General features: G+C 54.1%; 12 protein-coding genes. 4 read left to right on the top strand and 8 right to left on the bottom strand.

The genetic code is table 11. The annotated features are described in order from the left end of the window. A complete protein-coding gene (locus tag A11S_RS11170) occupies positions 1-558 on the top strand; it encodes a thioesterase family protein (protein WP_015468619.1) in 558 nt (185 codons plus the stop codon). An 81-nt stretch (positions 559-639) separates the two neighbouring features. Here the strand turns inward: A11S_RS11170 and A11S_RS11165 are convergent, their stop codons facing one another. Beyond that, positions 640-1,908, bottom strand: a complete 1,269-nt coding sequence (locus A11S_RS11165; RefSeq protein ID WP_015468618.1) for an OmpP1/FadL family transporter — start codon at positions 1,906-1,908, stop codon at positions 640-642. A 239-nt stretch (positions 1,909-2,147) separates the two neighbouring features. On the opposite strand from A11S_RS11165, the gene A11S_RS11160 reads away from it, so the two are divergent. After that, a complete protein-coding gene (locus A11S_RS11160) occupies positions 2,148-2,447 on the top strand; it encodes a hypothetical protein (RefSeq protein WP_015468617.1) in 300 nt (99 codons plus the stop codon). A 26-nt stretch (positions 2,448-2,473) separates the two neighbouring features. Here A11S_RS11160 and A11S_RS11155 read toward each other — a convergent pair whose 3' ends face one another. Further along, positions 2,474-3,100 carry an SCO family protein gene (locus A11S_RS11155; protein WP_015468616.1) on the bottom strand — a complete coding sequence of 209 codons (627 nt, stop codon included), beginning with the start codon at positions 3,098-3,100 and terminating at the stop codon, positions 2,474-2,476. A 153-nt stretch (positions 3,101-3,253) separates the two neighbouring features. After that, positions 3,254-4,012 carry a PhoH family protein gene (locus tag A11S_RS11150; RefSeq protein ID WP_015468615.1) on the bottom strand — a complete coding sequence of 253 codons (759 nt, stop codon included), beginning with the start codon at positions 4,010-4,012 and terminating at the stop codon, positions 3,254-3,256. Positions 4,013-4,403: 391 nt separating this feature from the next. Here A11S_RS11150 and A11S_RS11145 point away from each other — a divergent pair, with 391 nt between their 5' ends. Next, a complete protein-coding gene (locus A11S_RS11145) occupies positions 4,404-5,039 on the top strand; it encodes a hypothetical protein (RefSeq protein ID WP_015468614.1) in 636 nt (211 codons plus the stop codon). Positions 5,040-5,104: 65 nt separating this feature from the next. On the opposite strand, the gene A11S_RS11140 is transcribed toward A11S_RS11145, so the two are convergent. The 4 genes from A11S_RS11140 to A11S_RS11125 form a co-directional block, all read right to left on the bottom strand. Next, positions 5,105-5,533, bottom strand: coding sequence for a hypothetical protein (locus tag A11S_RS11140; RefSeq protein ID WP_015468613.1), 429 nt, complete (start codon positions 5,531-5,533; stop codon positions 5,105-5,107). A gap of 82 nt (positions 5,534-5,615) precedes the next feature. Next, positions 5,616-8,030 carry a tail fiber domain-containing protein gene (locus tag A11S_RS11135; RefSeq protein ID WP_235067794.1) on the bottom strand — a complete coding sequence of 805 codons (2,415 nt, stop codon included), beginning with the start codon at positions 8,028-8,030 and terminating at the stop codon, positions 5,616-5,618. Between the two features lie 147 nt (positions 8,031-8,177). Then, positions 8,178-9,803, bottom strand: a complete 1,626-nt coding sequence (locus A11S_RS11130; RefSeq protein WP_235067784.1) for a tail fiber domain-containing protein — start codon at positions 9,801-9,803, stop codon at positions 8,178-8,180. Positions 9,804-9,988: 185 nt separating this feature from the next. Next, complete coding sequence (locus tag A11S_RS11125) at positions 9,989-11,071, bottom strand: ribonucleotide-diphosphate reductase subunit beta (RefSeq protein ID WP_015468609.1); 1,083 nt, start codon at positions 11,069-11,071, stop codon at positions 9,989-9,991. A 237-nt stretch (positions 11,072-11,308) separates the two neighbouring features. On the opposite strand from A11S_RS11125, the gene A11S_RS11120 reads away from it, so the two are divergent. After that, the gene (locus tag A11S_RS11120; protein ID WP_051054902.1) at positions 11,309-12,115 is read left to right on the top strand and encodes a histidine phosphatase family protein; all 807 of its coding nucleotides are present in this window, start codon (positions 11,309-11,311) and stop codon (positions 12,113-12,115) included. 5 nt (positions 12,116-12,120) lie between these two features. Here the strand turns inward: A11S_RS11120 and A11S_RS11115 are convergent, their stop codons facing one another. Continuing rightward, positions 12,121-16,443, bottom strand: a complete 4,323-nt coding sequence (locus A11S_RS11115) for an LVIVD repeat-containing protein (RefSeq protein WP_015468607.1) — start codon at positions 16,441-16,443, stop codon at positions 12,121-12,123. Between the last annotated feature and the right edge of the window lie 25 nt (positions 16,444-16,468).

The raw sequence follows: 16,468 nt of genomic DNA, 5'->3' as shown, positions 1-16,468 counted from the left end.
ATGAATCTCTATATCCGCCTTTTGATCCTGATTATTCGCGGTATTTTTTTCAAACCGCGCGTCACGGATCTGATGGCTGTGCAATCTTTGCAATTCCGCGTGCTGCCCAATGATCTGGACAGCAACATGCACATGAACAATGGACGGTATTTGACCATCATGGATCTGGGACGGTTTGACCTGATCCTGCGTAACGGGTTGTTGCGCGCGATGATCAAGCGCAAGGCGATTCCTGTGCTGGCGTCCGTATCGACGCGCTATCGCATTTCACTGGCCCCGTTTGAACCTTATCGGTTGGAAACCCGTGTCATCTGCTGGGATCCGAAATGGGTGTATATGGAGCAGCGCTTTGTGATTACCAAAGGCAAAAAAGCCGGCGCCGTTGCCGCGATCGCGTTGGTCAAGGGCGGTTTTTATGATCAGGTGGCCAAGCGTACCGTGCCAACGGAAGAATTGCTGGGCATTATCGGCATGAAATTCAAAAGCCCACCAATGCCGGATCACGTTCGTGGCTGGGTTGAGGCGGAGGATGCCCTGCGCGGTGTAACCGCGGAATAAAAGAAGCATGCGGTGTGACTGCAGAATAAAAAAGCCCCGGGTTCGATCCGGGGCTTTTTATTTCGCTATCCTGTAGCAGGATTAGAATTTGTAGGTCATGCCCAGGGCCAGAATGCCGACGCTGCCTTCTGTATCGGCGGTCATGGTGCCGTTACCGCGGGCGACGTTGATTGTGCCGTCTTCCACGTCGATATAGGTGGCGGCCATATCCAGATCGATCTTGTCGTTCAGGCCATAGGTGGCACCCAACGATACCCAGGTCCGGTCACCATCCGGTGTACGACTGGTACGGAATTCGTCGGTGGTCGGGGTTTCGTCAAACTGCAAACCACCACGGACCGTCCACGCGTCGTTGACCATGTATTCGGCACCAACGGCAAACGCCCATGTGTTTTGGTAGTTCTGTTGAACGGTAGAAGCTACGGCGCCACTGTCGCGGACGGCTTGGATCTGGTCAAAGTTGCTCCAGCCGAACCAGGTGGCTTGACCTTGCAGGGTCAGACGATCGGTCACTTTGTGCGCGCCGCCCAGGGTCAGGTGATCCGGGGTGTTCAGTTTGGCCGACCCACCAGATGTTGCGGCGGCCACGGTTGCACCACTCAGCAATTTTACTTCGATGTCGCCATCGAGTTCATGGTGCACTTCGGATTTATAGCTCAGGCCGAAGGTGGTGGATTCCCACGGCTTGTACTGGATGCCCAGGCTGTAGCCATATCCGAAGTCGTCACCGGACAATTTGCTGTTGCCTTCGACACCAGCACCCAGAACCACGTTGTTCTGCAGGTTAGCCGAAGCGTGTTGAATATTCATGCCGCCGCCGATGGACCATTGATCGTTGATTTTATAGGCGATGGTCGGTTGGACGTCGATCACAGCCAATTCCGTTTTCGTTGAGTCGAAACGGCCAAACCATGTTGAGCCGTAATCGCTGGCCAGACCGAACGGTGCGGTAACGCCCAGGCCAAGCCACAGATTGTTGGTGGCCTGATAGGTGACGAAGCCGTTCGGCACCGGTGTTGCATCATACGGATTGCCAGAAGAACCACCCAACGGCAAACCCGCGGCCGTACCGGCCGTTGTGCCCGTGTCCTTTACTTTAGAATCGGGAATGATCACATGCACGCCGGCCTGGGCCTGCAGACCCGGCAATTGCGTCATGCCGGCCGGGTTGAAATACACCGTGCTGGCATCGTTCAATGTCGTGGTGGAGCCAGAGAAGGCAGAGCCCAATCCGCGTACCGATTGTTCCTGAATATAAAAGCCGGCGGCGTTGGCGGCGGATGCGCCAACAACCACAGTTGCGGCGGCCATCAAGCCGGTGCGGATCATCGAGAATTTGTTGCGTGACATGGTTTAGGACTCCCCTTGTTATACAATCATGGATATTGAAAACGGATATGTCAGGATAAGCGATTCGGCCGCATCTGCAAAACGGTGCGAAACGCGTCAAAGACACTTTTATTCTAATGATTTTTTGCACATGCAACAGGATAGATTATGCGGCATCGCATCAAGCTTTATGGCATGTGCCGATATGAAAATTGCGTGTGCTTTGCATCACTGTTTATGTGCGATAAACTGAGCGCGTCATGACATTCAATACGCCATCAAACGCATCCAAAAAACGCCATCGTATGCATCGCGCATTCCTGAAGATCGCGGTTTTGCTGATTTTCGGGCTCGCATTCTGTGCGGCGTTCGTTGTCTCGCTTGATGATACGATGCTCTCGACGATCAAGCATTCTTTATCGATGTGGTCGGTTTTGGTGCTGGTCGTTGCCATAAACATGGTGTCGGCTGCGGTGTTGCTGACGCTGTATATGGCGTGGTGCTGGGTGCGGTGTGATTTAAAAAATGAATCCGAATCAGGGGATGATTCGGATTCATAAAATCAATGGTGTTGCTGGCGCGTAAATTATTTCACGTTGGCGTTGATGGCATCGGCGATTTCGCGCGCTGTGCTGTCCGTTCCGAAAATGGCCTGCAACCCGCCATCCGGACCCTGCAGATAGATATAGGATGAATGATCCATGGTGTATTCGCTCATGGTTTCATCCTGAACCTTCTGCGCATAGACGCGCCATGCCCGGGCGGCGACGTTGATGTCGTCCTGGGTCCCGGTCAGACCGATCAGGCGCGGGTGAAATTGCGTGACATAGTTTTTCATCACATCGACGGTATCGCGTTCCGGATCAATGGTAATGAAGACGGGCATAATTTTTTCAGATTTTTCGGCATCCGCCATTTTCATTGCGGCGGTCATTTTTTGCAATTCTGTTGGGCAAATCGACGGACAGAACGTGAAGCCGAAATAAATCAGCGTCGGGTGCCCCGCCAGATTTTTTTCGCTGAAGGGCTGGCCGTTGTGATCCGTCAAAGTGAAGGGGCCGCCAATATCAGCCCCGGCGACGCCGCTGCTTTTCACCGCGCTTTGCGCCATCGGGCCAGGCGCGTTTTTAATCTGTATCCCGGCAATAACGCCACCGATCGCAATGGCAATGATGGACAAGACAACAAGACGGGCAAGGCGTTTTTTTAACATGGGGCGGCTCCTTTTTGTGCGAATTAAAAAGCACGCCCATCATTGAAATGCAAGCCGTCGTCCATAAAAGTGGCCCGGGAAGGGGGTTCCCGGGCCACGAACGCGAGCAACGCTAGAAACGCAGAAGGGTGAGCAGTCCGTCCTGTTATCGCATTACAGAACGTCCAGCATTTCCGCGACCAGCGGGTGGCGCACAATATCCACCTGCTGCAATCGGACAACGTTGATATTCGGTACGGATTCCAGACGGTGGGCGATGTCTTTCAAGCCGGATATACCATCCAGCAAATCGCTTTGGTCCGGGTCACCGGTGATCACCATGGTTGAATGCCACCCCAAACGGGACAGCAACATTTTCAACTGGGAATAGGTGCAGTTCTGCGCCTCGTCAATCACAACGAAGGCGTTGTTCAAGGTGCGTCCGCGCATGAACCCGACGGGGGCGATTTCGATGGTGCCGTCCTGAATCAACTGGCGTACGCGTTTGCCGCCCATGCGGTCACCCAACGCGTCATACAGCGGGCGTAAATACGGGGCCATTTTTTCGTGCATGTCACCCGGCAGGAACCCCAGCGATTCACCCGCTTCCATTGCGGGCCGTGACAGAACAATGCGTTCCACCGTTCCGGCCTCCAGCGCATCAACCGCGGCACAAATGGCCAGATAGGTTTTACCCGTTCCGGCGGGTCCGATGGCCAGGGTCAGATTTTTTTCCTGAATGGCCTTCATCAAAACATCCTGGCCAGCGGATCGGGGTTTCACGTTTTTGACGAATTTTTTGTCCCGCGCGCGGTCGATTTCTTCATCCAGCGGGTGCCAGTCCATATCGGCGGTCTGTTTTTTGTGTCCGTATCCTTCGTTGCTAATGGCCTGCAGGTGGGGTTTGCTGTTTTTGCGGGCTTTCTTGGACATGGTGAACTCCTTTCAGGGGTTCAGGTGGGGGGAACGAGAAAACGCAGAAGACATGCAAAATCAACCCCGGTGCGTATAACAGCGCGGAGGGTGATCGGGCATTGGGGGAAGAGGGGCGGTGAATGAGAGAAAGGACAGCGTGAAAAAAGGGCCGAAACCGTCTATGGCGAAGCGGATGCTTGCCGGGGGCAGGTCGGGAATGAAACCATTCAGAAGTCGGGGCATAGGCCTCCTTATCTGGGGGGTGATTCGGTCCTTAATATCTATGGTATCAGTGATTTAGCGCCCCCAAAACAGATTATTTATTTGACATAATTATAAAGTGTGTGGTACGGTCTTTTATCCTCGGGACAGAGGGCTTTTTACGGTCTTTATAATTAAGGTGTGCGTTATGGCGGGTGTCTTGAAAAAAGCGGGTTCGGTTCTGGGTTCAATTTTGCTCGGCGCGTCGGTCTATTCCTTCACGGATGTGATCCATGATGTTGCGGGACCGAAACTGGATCGCTTTTTGTTGCCGGATCATTTTTTCAACGAACAGAAAAAAGAAACACCGCAAGGCCGCGAAGCTTTGGGCCTGTTGGCCCTGGGTACAAAATTTTCCGTCGACGCGTTACAAAAACTGACACCCGAAGATGTGTGCCATGTGGCGAAGGCCAACGCGTTGATGAATGGCGATGCCCTGAATGATGAAGGCCGCCATGCCGATACGTTCAATGATTGCAGCAACAGCAAAATTGATTTTTACCGCAACGGTGCATTGATCTCCATGGGGGCATCGATGGGGCGCGATGGCGTGGCCCGTTTGAATGATGCGGATCTGTGCCATTTGACCAGCATTGCCGAAACGTTCGGCGAAACAACGGGCATCGCGAAATCGGCGGGTGCTGTGCCTGCGGCGTCTGATACGCTGTCGCTGTTGCAATCGAAATTCAAAAACTGCGCCGATGGTCGGACGTTGAGCGACGATGTGTTGAACCAGCATGTTCAAAACACCATCGTGTCCCAGCTTTATAATCGTGCGCCGTAAAAGGTGGCATGAAACAAAAAACCCCGGCGCAGATGCCGGGGTTTTTTGTTGGGTCGATTGCGCTTTTATGTCAGTGGCGCAAAAAATTTGTACATGCCCGCGGCAATCTTTTTGGCGATGCTGCGCTCAATGTTGATCAGACGTGCGGCTTCGCTCTTGTCGAAATAAAATCGCGACGGATCATTTACAAACACAATGGCCAGCGGGTCGCGCGATTGCGGCATGGCCGTCATCATTTTGTGCGCCAGATAGACGCGATCGTCCTTGTCCATCGTGTCGTGGCTGAAATCGTGGGCTTCGCTGCCCCCTGCCAATCCGGCATCAGGTGATGCAAACGCGATACGTTCGGGGCGCAGGCCCTTATGGTCGCTGTCGCGCGGAATGAAAACATGGGCTTCCAGCCCGTGATCCATCAGGTGATAAATGCGCCACTGCCCCATCTGGGCTTGTAATGTGGGTGTCACCACCTGGTTAAAATCGGTGTGTTTGTGCATGCCAGATCCTTTCCCCCCGCCATCATAGGGGGAATTTCTTACTTTTGTGTGAGGATCGATCAGGCTAAAAAATGGCCGAAAATCAGGGTGTTGCGGGCTGCTGTGCTTCCAGTTTTTCCAGCCGGGCGCGCAGCGCGTCATTTTCGGCCTTCAATTGCTGTACGGCCTTGACCAGGGGGACGACCACGGTGGCGTAGCTCATCGATTTGGCATCCTCGATGGTTTCTTTGGCGCCGTCCTCGGATGTGATTTCGGTATCCGGGCCGATTCCGACCAACTCGGGTAAGACCTGTTCAACCTCTTGCGCAATAAATCCCATTTCGGTTTGGTCTTCGGCCGCTCGGTCACGCCATTTGTAATGCACGGGGTTCAACTGCATGATGGCGTCCAACCCTTCATCGTCGCTTAATGGTACGATATCCTTTTTCAATCGCTCATCTGATGCGTTGTACCATGCGCGGTTACCGCCGCATCCGTTGGCGTTGGCGGCGGCTTCACAATAAATGCCGAATCCGGAACTGCTGCCTGATCGGCCATAAACACCGTAATTTTCACCCGTTGTTGCGGCCGCGTTGGCGGTCACAGCGCGGGACAAGGGGCTGGCGGTGGCGAATGATCCACCGGCGGTCACGCCAGTGGTGGCGGTGGCGTATGCGAAAATGCCCGTACCGCCCGTGCTGTCATTTTCAAAATATCCGGCATAGCTGGCACCGGTGGTGGCGGCGGCGTTGCCGTGAATGGCTTTACCCGTTGTGCTGGATACAACGCCATAGACGCCGGTGGTGGCGCCTGATGTGGCCGTGGCATTCCCCACAACGCCACGTCCTGTGGAGCTGTTGTTCACGCCGGCCACAGCATTGTGTGAACCCGTTGCGCCCGTGGCATAGCCGTATATGGCGGAAGAGTTGTTTGCGGTACTGGAATTTGATGCGTAGATGGCTTCCCCTGTGCCGGCTGTGTTGGTCGCCGATACATTGAGCACTTGGCCGCTGGTCACCGATGATGATGTCATGACCATCCCGTTACCCGTGGTCAGGCTGTTCCATTGCCATGTCTGGGTGTTGGCGGCGTTGTTGATGGTGTTGGTCGCGGTCGCGGCAGTCAGGCCGGAGAGGGCTCCGCCGCCTGCGCACGCGGCCCATGCGCCACCAGAATTTTTACATTCGATGGTTCCGGCATTGTCGCGAATGCCGTAACCGCCACTGCCACGCGTAGTTCCCCAGTTGAGGTACATGTTGGCGGCCAGGCCAATATCATCTTCGGAATACACGCCCCATCCACCACTGGCGTGTGTGTTGGCGAAATAACCGCCATACCCGGTGGAACTCGCGGATCGGCCATAGACGCCGTAATTTGCGCCCGTGGTGCCGTAGGCCAGGCCGTAAAGGCCGTACCCTGTCGTGCTAGCGTTCGCAAAATATCCGGCGTAATTTGCGCCGGTGCTGGCGCTGGTCTCCGCGAAAACACCGTATCCGGTTGTGCTCGCGCTCGAGAAATATCCGCCGATATTTGAACCTGTGGCCGCGGTGGCTGATCCCCGAACGCCAGTACCGCCTGAACTGGCTGTTGTGCCATAAACGCCGTAATTTGCTCCTGTTGCATTTTTGGCCAGTCCATAGACGCCGCGGCCTGTGCTGCTCTCGGTTTCGCCCTGAACGCCGTAGGCCGAGCCAGTGGTTGCTCCGGCATAGCCATAAACGCCCAATCCGCTGGTGCTGGGGGTTGATCCCAGAACGCCCGCGGTTGAACCGGATGTGGCGCTGGCGTAGCCACGGATGCCCACGCCACCGGTGCTGTCGCTATGACCATAAACGCCAAAATTGGCACCGGTGGTGGATGTAGCCAATCCATAGACGCCATAGCCTGTGGGGCTCGCGCTCGCGGCATAGACGCCATAATTCGTGCCCGTTGTGGCATTGGCCATGCCGACAAGAGCCTTGCCATCCGTACCCGCGGTAGAGGCGTAGATGGCACCGCTGGTGGCGGCAGCATTGCTCACGTCAACCCGGAACAACTCACCGGATGTTGCGGATGATGATACCAGACTCAATCCGTCGTCGGTCGTGATGCTATTCCACGACCAGGTTTGTGTGTTGGCTCCGTTGTTAATTGCGTTCGTCGCTGTAGCGGCGGTCAGGCTGGACAACGCGGGTGTGGCTCCGGCGCTTAATCCCGCCCATGTCGTACCGTTGCAATACTCCCATGTTGACGTTCCATTATAACGAATGCGGCCCAGTTTTGCGGTGGTGCAGGACCCGGTATCGTTGCCAATTTGAAACAGGGACGCACCCGCCGTGGTTTGTTCCAGGGCGTTTTGCCATGTGGTTCCATTGCAAATCAGGGTGCGGCGGGGCATTTGTTCCGGTCCGCCCGTGTTTTGGACTGCGCCATTGGTGGTGCAGGCATCGCCGGGCTGGGCCTCGGCGGCATGGACAGGTGTGGCGTAAAATGACAACACCAGAACAGAAACAGCACTCAGAACAAATAAACGAAACAAACTCAACTCCATGCGGTCCGTTCCCGATGCGGTCCGTAGGGATTACCCAAAAAGATGTTTGAAAGAGATGATATCCCTTTTGGGGAAAATCAAGGCGTTGGCCTCTGATCTTTGGGTTAGGGTCTGAATATCAAAAGTCTGTATTTTCTAATTTTTTCCGGCCGCTTCCAGCGCCTCGACCCGGCGCAGCAAATCCGCGTTCTGGCTGCGCAATTCATCGTTTTCGGTTTTCAATTGCTGCACGGCCTTCACCAGCGGAACAACGACGCCGGCATAGCTCATGGATTTTGGGTTTTCGATGGTTTCGCTGGAACCGTCTGCGGTGGTGATATCCGTATCCGGGCCCGTGCCAACCAGTTCGGGCAGGACCTGTTCCACTTCCTGGGCGATGAATCCCATTTCACTCTGATCGCTGGCTTGAACATCACGCCATTTGTAGTGCACGGGGTTCAGTTGCATGATGGCCTCTAACCCCTCGGCATCCTGCAAAGGCATAACGTCTTTTTTCAACCGTTCATCCGATGCGTTGTACCATGCGCGGTTTCCCCCGCACCCGTTGGCGTTGGTGGCGCTGAAGCAATAAATGCCATATCCGGCACCGCTTTGGGCGCGACCATATAGGCCGAATGTCGATCCGCTGCTGGCCGTGGAATAGGCATAGACGCCGGTGCCGTCGTTGCTGTCACTGCTGAAAAACCCACCATAGGTGGATCCGGTGCTGGCGGTGGCGGTACCGCTGACGCCCCGGCCTGCGGTGCTGTCGCTGACGCCGGAGAGACCGAATGTTGCCCCCGATGTTGCGGTGACGTGGCCCACGACACCGCGTCCATCGCTGCTACTGTTCACGCCATACACGGCGTAAGTGACACCCGATGTGGCGGTGGCATTGCCAAAAACACCGCGTCCACCCGTGCTGGCGGTGGTGCCATGGACGCCGTAGTTTAAACCTGTTGTGGCCAGAGCAGCGCCGGACACACCAATTCCTGTCGTGCTGGTCACGGCCCCACGAATACCGTAGGTGCTCCCCGATGTTGCCGTGTTTGCGGCATAGACCCCGTACCCACCGCTGCTGGCATTTAGGAAATATCCGCCGTAATTGATCCCCGATGTGGCTGTGGCCTGACCGGAAATGCCCGCGCCGCCGGTGCTGGCGCTTTCGCCGTATATGGCGGCGGTGATGCCGCTTGTGCCTGTGCTGATGGCGCGAATGGCGGTGGCGCCATCGGCTGTGGCGTTTGTCGTGACACCAATCGCGTTGCCTGTTGCCGCACTGTTGGTGACGGCCACGCCGAGCAGGCTGCCGCTGGTCAGGCTGTTGGATCCGATTTCCAGGCCGTTTTGCGTGGTAATCCCGTTCCAGCCCCAGCTTTGGGTATAGGTGGTGTTGTTGATGGTGTTGGTCGCCGTTGCGGATGTGATACCGGACAGGGCCGTTCCCCCCGCCATGTTGATCCAACTGGACCCGTTACAAAATTCCCACGTGGCGGACCCGTTATAACGAATGCGGCCCAATTTGGCCGCTGTGCATGATCCGGTATCGTTGCCAACCTGAAACAGGGACGCACCCGCCGTGGTTTGTTCCAGGGCGTTTTGCCATGTGGTGCCATTGCAAATCAGTGTGCGGCGGGGCATTTGTTCCGGCCCGCCCGTGTTTTGGACTGCGCCATTGGTGGTGCAGGCATCGCCGGGCTGGGTTTCCGCGGCATGGGCGGGTGCGGTGCTGAAACACACCGCCAGAACAGACAGGCTACTCAGAATAAATAAACGAAACACACTCAGACTCCATGCGGCCCTTTTTCGAAGCGGGTCGTAGGGGGAACTATACTTTAGACAGTTTCAGTGAAATGGGTTGCTTTATGCGGTTTTTCAAGGGCGGCAAGCCTGCCCTTAAGGATATTTCGGGCGTAAAAAAGCCCCCCGGCCCAGATGGGGCGGGGGGCTTTTTAATTTTTCAAGTTTTACGCGGCAGAGCTTTCGCCGTCGCTGCCGCCACCAATTTTCTTGCCGTAATTGCCGGAGAACACGGAATCGTCAAACACATCTTCCCAAGCCCCTTCGGTCGACGCGCGGGAATATTCCGTGGCGCGGTTTTCGAAGAAGTTGGCGTGTTCCGCCCCGTTCAGCATGATGTCCATCCACGGCAGCGGGTTTTTCTCGATCCCGAAGACCGGGTCGAGGTTCAGTTGCTGCAAACGGCGGTCGCCGATATAGCGGATGTAGTTTTTCACTTCCTGCGGGGTCAGGCCCTCAATCTCGCCGCCCTCGAACGCCAGGTCGATAAAGGCATCTTCAAACCCGACGATGGTTTTGCAGGATTCGGTGATTTCGGTTTTCAGTTCATCGTCCCAGATGTCTTTGTTTTCCGCGATGAACGCGTTGAACAATTTAATCATGGACAGGCAGTGCAGGGTTTCATCGCGCACCGACCATGTAACGATCTGGCCCATGCCCTTCATTTTGTTGAAGCGCGGGAAGTTCATCAGGATGGCGAAAGATGCGAACAATTGCAGCCCTTCGGTGAACGCACCGAACATGGCCATCGTTTTGGCGATATCGCGGCGCGATGCCATGGACGCGCCCTGCATGTAATCGAACTTATCCTTCATTTCCTTGTATTTCATGAAGGCGGAATATTCGATTTCCGGCATGCCGATGGTATCGAGCAAGTGGGAATAGGCGGCAATGTGAACCGTTTCGATGTTCGAAAACGCGGACAGCATCATCTGCACTTCAACCGGGCCGAACACCTGGCTGTAATGTTTCATGTAGCAGTTGTTCACTTCCACGTCGGATTGCGTGAAGAAACGGAAAATCTGGGTCAGCAGGGTTTTTTCCGCCGCCGTCAGTTTGTTTTTCCAGTCGCGCACGTCTTCGGCCAGCGGCACTTCCTCCGGGATCCAGTGAATGCGCTGCTGTGTCAGCCACGCTTCATAGCACCAGGGGTACAAAAACGGTTTGTACACATGGCGTTCCTGCAACAACGGGGATGCGGCATTGGTCACATCGTCAATGGGTGCGCGAGTGGCAGCGGTCTGGGCCATGAGGGTACTCCTTGGATCTGGCGGTTTTTATAGAAGAACGAAGATAGTTGTGACGTGATTGGCTGTGGAATCCGAGTCTTTTCACCCGCTCGTCCACAACATCACGAAAATCAATATATAGTGAATTTTTTGATTGATAAACACCATATATAGATATTTTTGACAAAGGCGGGGATAGAATCGGGGATAAGATGATCTGGCTTTTCATAGTGTCCGCCACCCTTTATGCTCTCTCCCATGCGTATCATTTTGATCAGACACGGCGAATCCCAGGGCAACGTGGATTGGAAGACATATTCCGCCATCGGTGACCCACAGGTGCCGCTCACCGATACAGGGTGGGCGCAGGCGCGTGATGCGGGTGCATTCCTGCGGGATTGGTTCAATGATCCTGCCCGTGGCAATCGGGCCGGGCGTTGGCCACAAATCTATGTCAGCCCGTTTCTGCGCACGCGCGAAACCCTGTCCGGTGTCTTGCACGGGCTGGGGGATGATCCTCTGGCCGGCACATGCAATATTCGCGAAGAGGCGCGGTTGGCCGAACAAAGTTTCGGGTTTCTGGCCTATGCGGATGCGCAGCAAGGGTTTTTAAAACGCGCCTTCGCCCGCGCGATCGTGAATGTGTCGCAACAGGTGTATAAACACAGCCCCTATCTATCCTTCCCGTTGTTCGGCGAATCCCCGATGATGGTGCAAAACCGCGTGTCCGATTTCATCGGCACGCTGTATCGCGACCACGATAAACGCGGCACCAATGATGTAATGATCGTGGCGCATGGCGGCGTAATCAAGGCATTTATGATGCGCTGGTTCCATTTGCCGTTATCGGGGTGGAGCGACCTGAAAACCCCGGGCAATTGCGATGTGTTCGTCATTGAAAAACGCGATCCCGAAAAAATTGCGGGCACGCCGGGCGCGGGGTGGTCGATCACCCGCATTTATGATGGTGAGGTGGGCGTGGCGGTAAACGATAATCCGCTGGCGCGGGTTCAATTGTTCGCAGAGTCGCGATTGCCCCAGTTTCCGGATCGGTTGAAGCGGTAGCGGATTTAGTCGACATCAACCCAGTTTGTCCCATCGCAATATTGATATAATCCAGACGCGCTCGTGAAGTTGAGAGCGCTGGGGGCTGCTGACGGGCTGCTGCATCCGGCCCCGCCTGTCCCGGGCATTGGGCCCATGGTGTACCATGTCGTGCCATCACAAAAGCGCCATACGTGGCTGGCGGCCTTGTACTCCAATTGGCCCTCGGTTGTGCAGGCTCCATCGGTAATCGGCAATGTGACGTTGAAAACATAGAACGTGTCTTCATAGGGAACGAAGCTGTAATTCCCCGCAGCCACGGTACCCCAGCCCCCTATAAACGCGCCCTGTTCATAGTTGCCTAAAATACGCGGATTGGCGGGAATGCTAACGTCCACCAGAGTTAAACCCGCATCGCTTGTAACGTGCAGAATGTCATTTGCATCCAGGAATAATCCGTTGTTGTAAACATTAATCCCGCTGGGGTTTATTTTAGACGCATCTTGAACTGATCCCACAACGGTGGGGGCTGTCGGGGTGGTGATGTCGAGGATCGTAATTCTGTCCGATGTCATGACGTAGGCCAATGTGCCGGATATGATAATTTTATAAACGTTGTTCAGGTACGTGGCATCCGTATATTGCGCCCCCAGACTCAGGGATGTTTTTGTTGTCGCATTCACGATCCACAGGCTGGTGGATCGGTCGGCGATGTAGGCATAATTTCCTGAAACGGCCACGCTTTCGGGGAAGTTCATAGAGCTGTTTGTGTATGATCCGCGGCTTACCGGTACGAGCGGATTTGTAACCTCTACAATACGCATACTGTCAGATGATGGGCGCAGGATGTAGGCGTAACTGCCATCAGAATAGACAACCTGTGGATCGGTACCGGGTGATATCGACGATACGACCGATGGCGCGCTCGGCGTCGAGATGTCGATGATCACCAGATCGTCCGTATCTGTATCAACGACATAGGCGTAATTGCCCGCAATGGATACTGAATACGCATTTGAAAAATCATCATCACCATACAGCGTGCCGACAATCGTTGGGTTGAGCGGATCTGAAATATCAATACTGGTGAGGCGATCTGTGTCATACGATAGAACAAACGCATATGAGCCGGACATCGCGATATCATTTATGGTTTTCAGGCGGGACGAATCGTTTAATACGGCTTCGTCTCTGTACGTTACCGGTCCTGTTAAAACTTCGTGAATGGCAATACCGTCTCTGGGTGAGTTGCGGTTGAACCCCGTCACCAGATAATTTCCAGTGAGGCTGGCGCTAGAAGTTCCGGATGTGTTGATGGGAAAGACGCCAATATACTTAATGTGTACAGGGTCTGTCTTGTCTGCTGCATCAAAAAACTGAAGGCTCCCCCATCCTGATGGAGATACAATCTGTTCCCCACCGTTCAATGGAATAGGGTCGTTGAAAAACTGGTTTGAATAGGTAACTTTTCCTTCAAATGTCGGGGCGGTCGGGTTGCTGATATTGGCAATCGAAATATAGCCGTTGCCATCATACGTATCCAGAAAAGCATAGTTGCCCGAGATATTGATCTTGATGGGCGATGGCATGTTGACGGCATCGCTCAATGTTCCAACGACGCTGGGGCTGGATTTGTTTGTCACATCAACGACGGTCAGCGCGTCTGCGGAAGATGCCGCAATATAGGCATAATTACCCGCAACCACGACATCCGTGGCGCAATTCAGGCTGGTTGCGTTGGTCACTGATCCGCTTAAGGATGGCGCCGCTTTGTTTGTGATGTTAACGATGGACAGCCGATCCCCGGAACAGGATGTCACATAAGCGTAATTGCCCGAAACAAAAACGCCGCTGGCACCAGTCAGGCCGGTCAGCTTGCCGCTATAGGTCGGTGACGCGGGTGTGGACACGTTATATATCAAGAGTGCGGCCGAACCGTCATCGGCGACATAAAAATAACCGGAATCATAATCGGCGCTGTTGGGGGTGGTCATGTTTGCGTTATCGCGCAATGTGCCGACATGGGTTGGGTTTGACTTGTTGCTGATATTATAGATGTCGATGCGGTCGTTTTCGACGTCATACGGTGTGCCTGTGTCGCTAACGGTGTAGAGATAATTGCCGTCTGCGGATGTATCCAGATCTTCAATTCCCGATGTTGTGCCCAGATGCCCGGCGGCGGCGTTGAAGGTGATGTTGGTTGGGGTTGCAATATTGTAAGATACCACTTCGCCGCGACTGTTGGTGGCAAAAATTGACGTGCCATATATAGCCAGACCAACGGGAATATAAGTGTCGTTGAGCTGGCTGTTTGAGACTGTTGGGGCGGCGGGGTTCGAAATATTGACGGCGGCAACACCGCCGGGGTTGTAACGCAGCGTGACATAAGCGTAAGAACCCGATATTTCAACTTCATATGCGCCATTCAGCCCGGCCACGCTACCCGCTAGAACAGGCGCTGTTTTTGTTGTCACGTTGATAACGTTGAGGCGGTCCGGTGTTTCGGCGGTTACGTACGCGTAATTTCCAACCACTTTCACATCGCGGGGGGTGTCCAGATTTGTGCTGTCCTGCAGACTTCCTACAACAGTCGGGCTGGCCTTGTTGGTGATGTCGACGATTGTTAAGCGATCCGTATTATATGCGGTGACATAGGCATAATTGCCAACGACATGAACACTGCTGGCGTCGGAAAGATTGGTCGCATCTAACAAGCTTCCGGTAACGCTGGGGGTGGCCGGTGTTGTGATATCAATAATTGTTAATCGGTCCCCCTCTGTGGCGACGTAGGCATAATTGCCTTCAACATCAATTTCATATCCAGCGGTCAGGTTGGTTGAATCGGACAATGTGGTCACGATTGAAGGGGATGATGGTGTGGAGATGTTAACAACCATCATTTGTGCGTTGCAAGATATAAATGCATGCGAATTTGTTGCGTTTAGATCAATCCCCCGGCACTGGCCATTCCCTAGCCACATATTGGTTACCACTGTCGGGGTGGCTGGTGACGAGATGTCATAGACGTATAATCGTCCTTCCAGGCCGTTCACAGGATAATCCACCGTGTATAGATAGTTTCCGTCACTGGATACAGCGGCGTTATACAGTGTTTCACTTGCGGGGTTTAGGACGGTCCCTGTTGCGTCCCAGTCTACATCCGCCTTTGAAGATGTGTCGAATGTGTAGACGTTGTTGGTATAATAAGATGTTGTCACCAGCTTGTTCCCGCTCATGTGACAATAATCCCCATCCCCATTGTCTCCAATCAGCGCCCTGCTCATGAATTGAGGGTTTGCCGGATCTGATACGTCAAAGGATGACACGCCCGGTATCGCGTTCGTCCCGTTTGTTTTTACAAATAATATGTTTCCGCTCATCCCGCAGATTTCACGCGGATCCTCAATATACTGTGATGCTGTACCGAATATAGATTCGTAGTATGTCAGAATTGAAGGGCTGGATTTATTGGTAATGTCGATAACGGTCAATGCTTCGCGGTTCGCTGGTATGGCGTAGGCGTAGTTTCCGGACACATAAACGGAATATACGCTATCAAGCTGTATTCCGGATGATACGCTACCTTGAACCGTCGGGCTGGATTTGTTGGTAACGTTAATAATGGTCACTTGGTCGTCAAAGTAGTTGGCGACATAGGCATAGTTCCCATCAACAAAAACGCCGCTGGCACCATCCAAGCTCGTTGAGCTTTGCAAGCTGGCCGACAGGGTTGGGGATGCGGGATTGCTGACGTTAAAGATGCTGAATCGATCGGCTGAAAGATTTGTTACATAGGCGTAGCCGCCCGTAACAAAAACCCTGCTTGCGTTTGCACCGCCAATGCTTGTCGAATCTTCAATCGATCCAACGATCGTCGGTGTGGCGGGTGTTGTCACATTGATAATGACCATCCTGTTATCGGCCAATGCGTACAGGTAATTTCCTGAAACATAGACATGCCGGACGCCAGCCAACAACGTTTCATCCACCAGATGGGTCACAATCGATGGTGATTCCAGGTTAGTGACGTTCAAAACCGTAATGGCACTGCCGCCCTCGTTACCAACAAAGGCGTAATTCCCCGAAACAGCAACCCCTGCCGGATTGGTCAGCTTCAGATCGGTTTCCTCCAGCGTTGCGGCCAATGTCGGCGTTCCGCCGCGCTTCATGTCAATCCATGATGTGCCGTCGCATGACAGGAAGGTTTTTGATGCGGATGAATAATCAATGTCCCCGGCGATGCCTGCGGGGCTTGTGCAATCGGCGTATGCCGGGCGTGGTGTTGCAATTGCAAATATACTTGTGATGGCCATTGCGGCCAGTGCAAGGGCCTTGCGTCTTTGTTTCATGCAATTACATCCTGTTCGCCATGGT

This window comes from Micavibrio aeruginosavorus EPB (genome assembly GCF_000348745.1).
GTDB classification, from domain to species: domain Bacteria; phylum Pseudomonadota; class Alphaproteobacteria; order Micavibrionales; family Micavibrionaceae; genus Micavibrio; species Micavibrio aeruginosavorus_A.
This window is presented reverse-complemented; position numbering and strand designations above follow the sequence as displayed.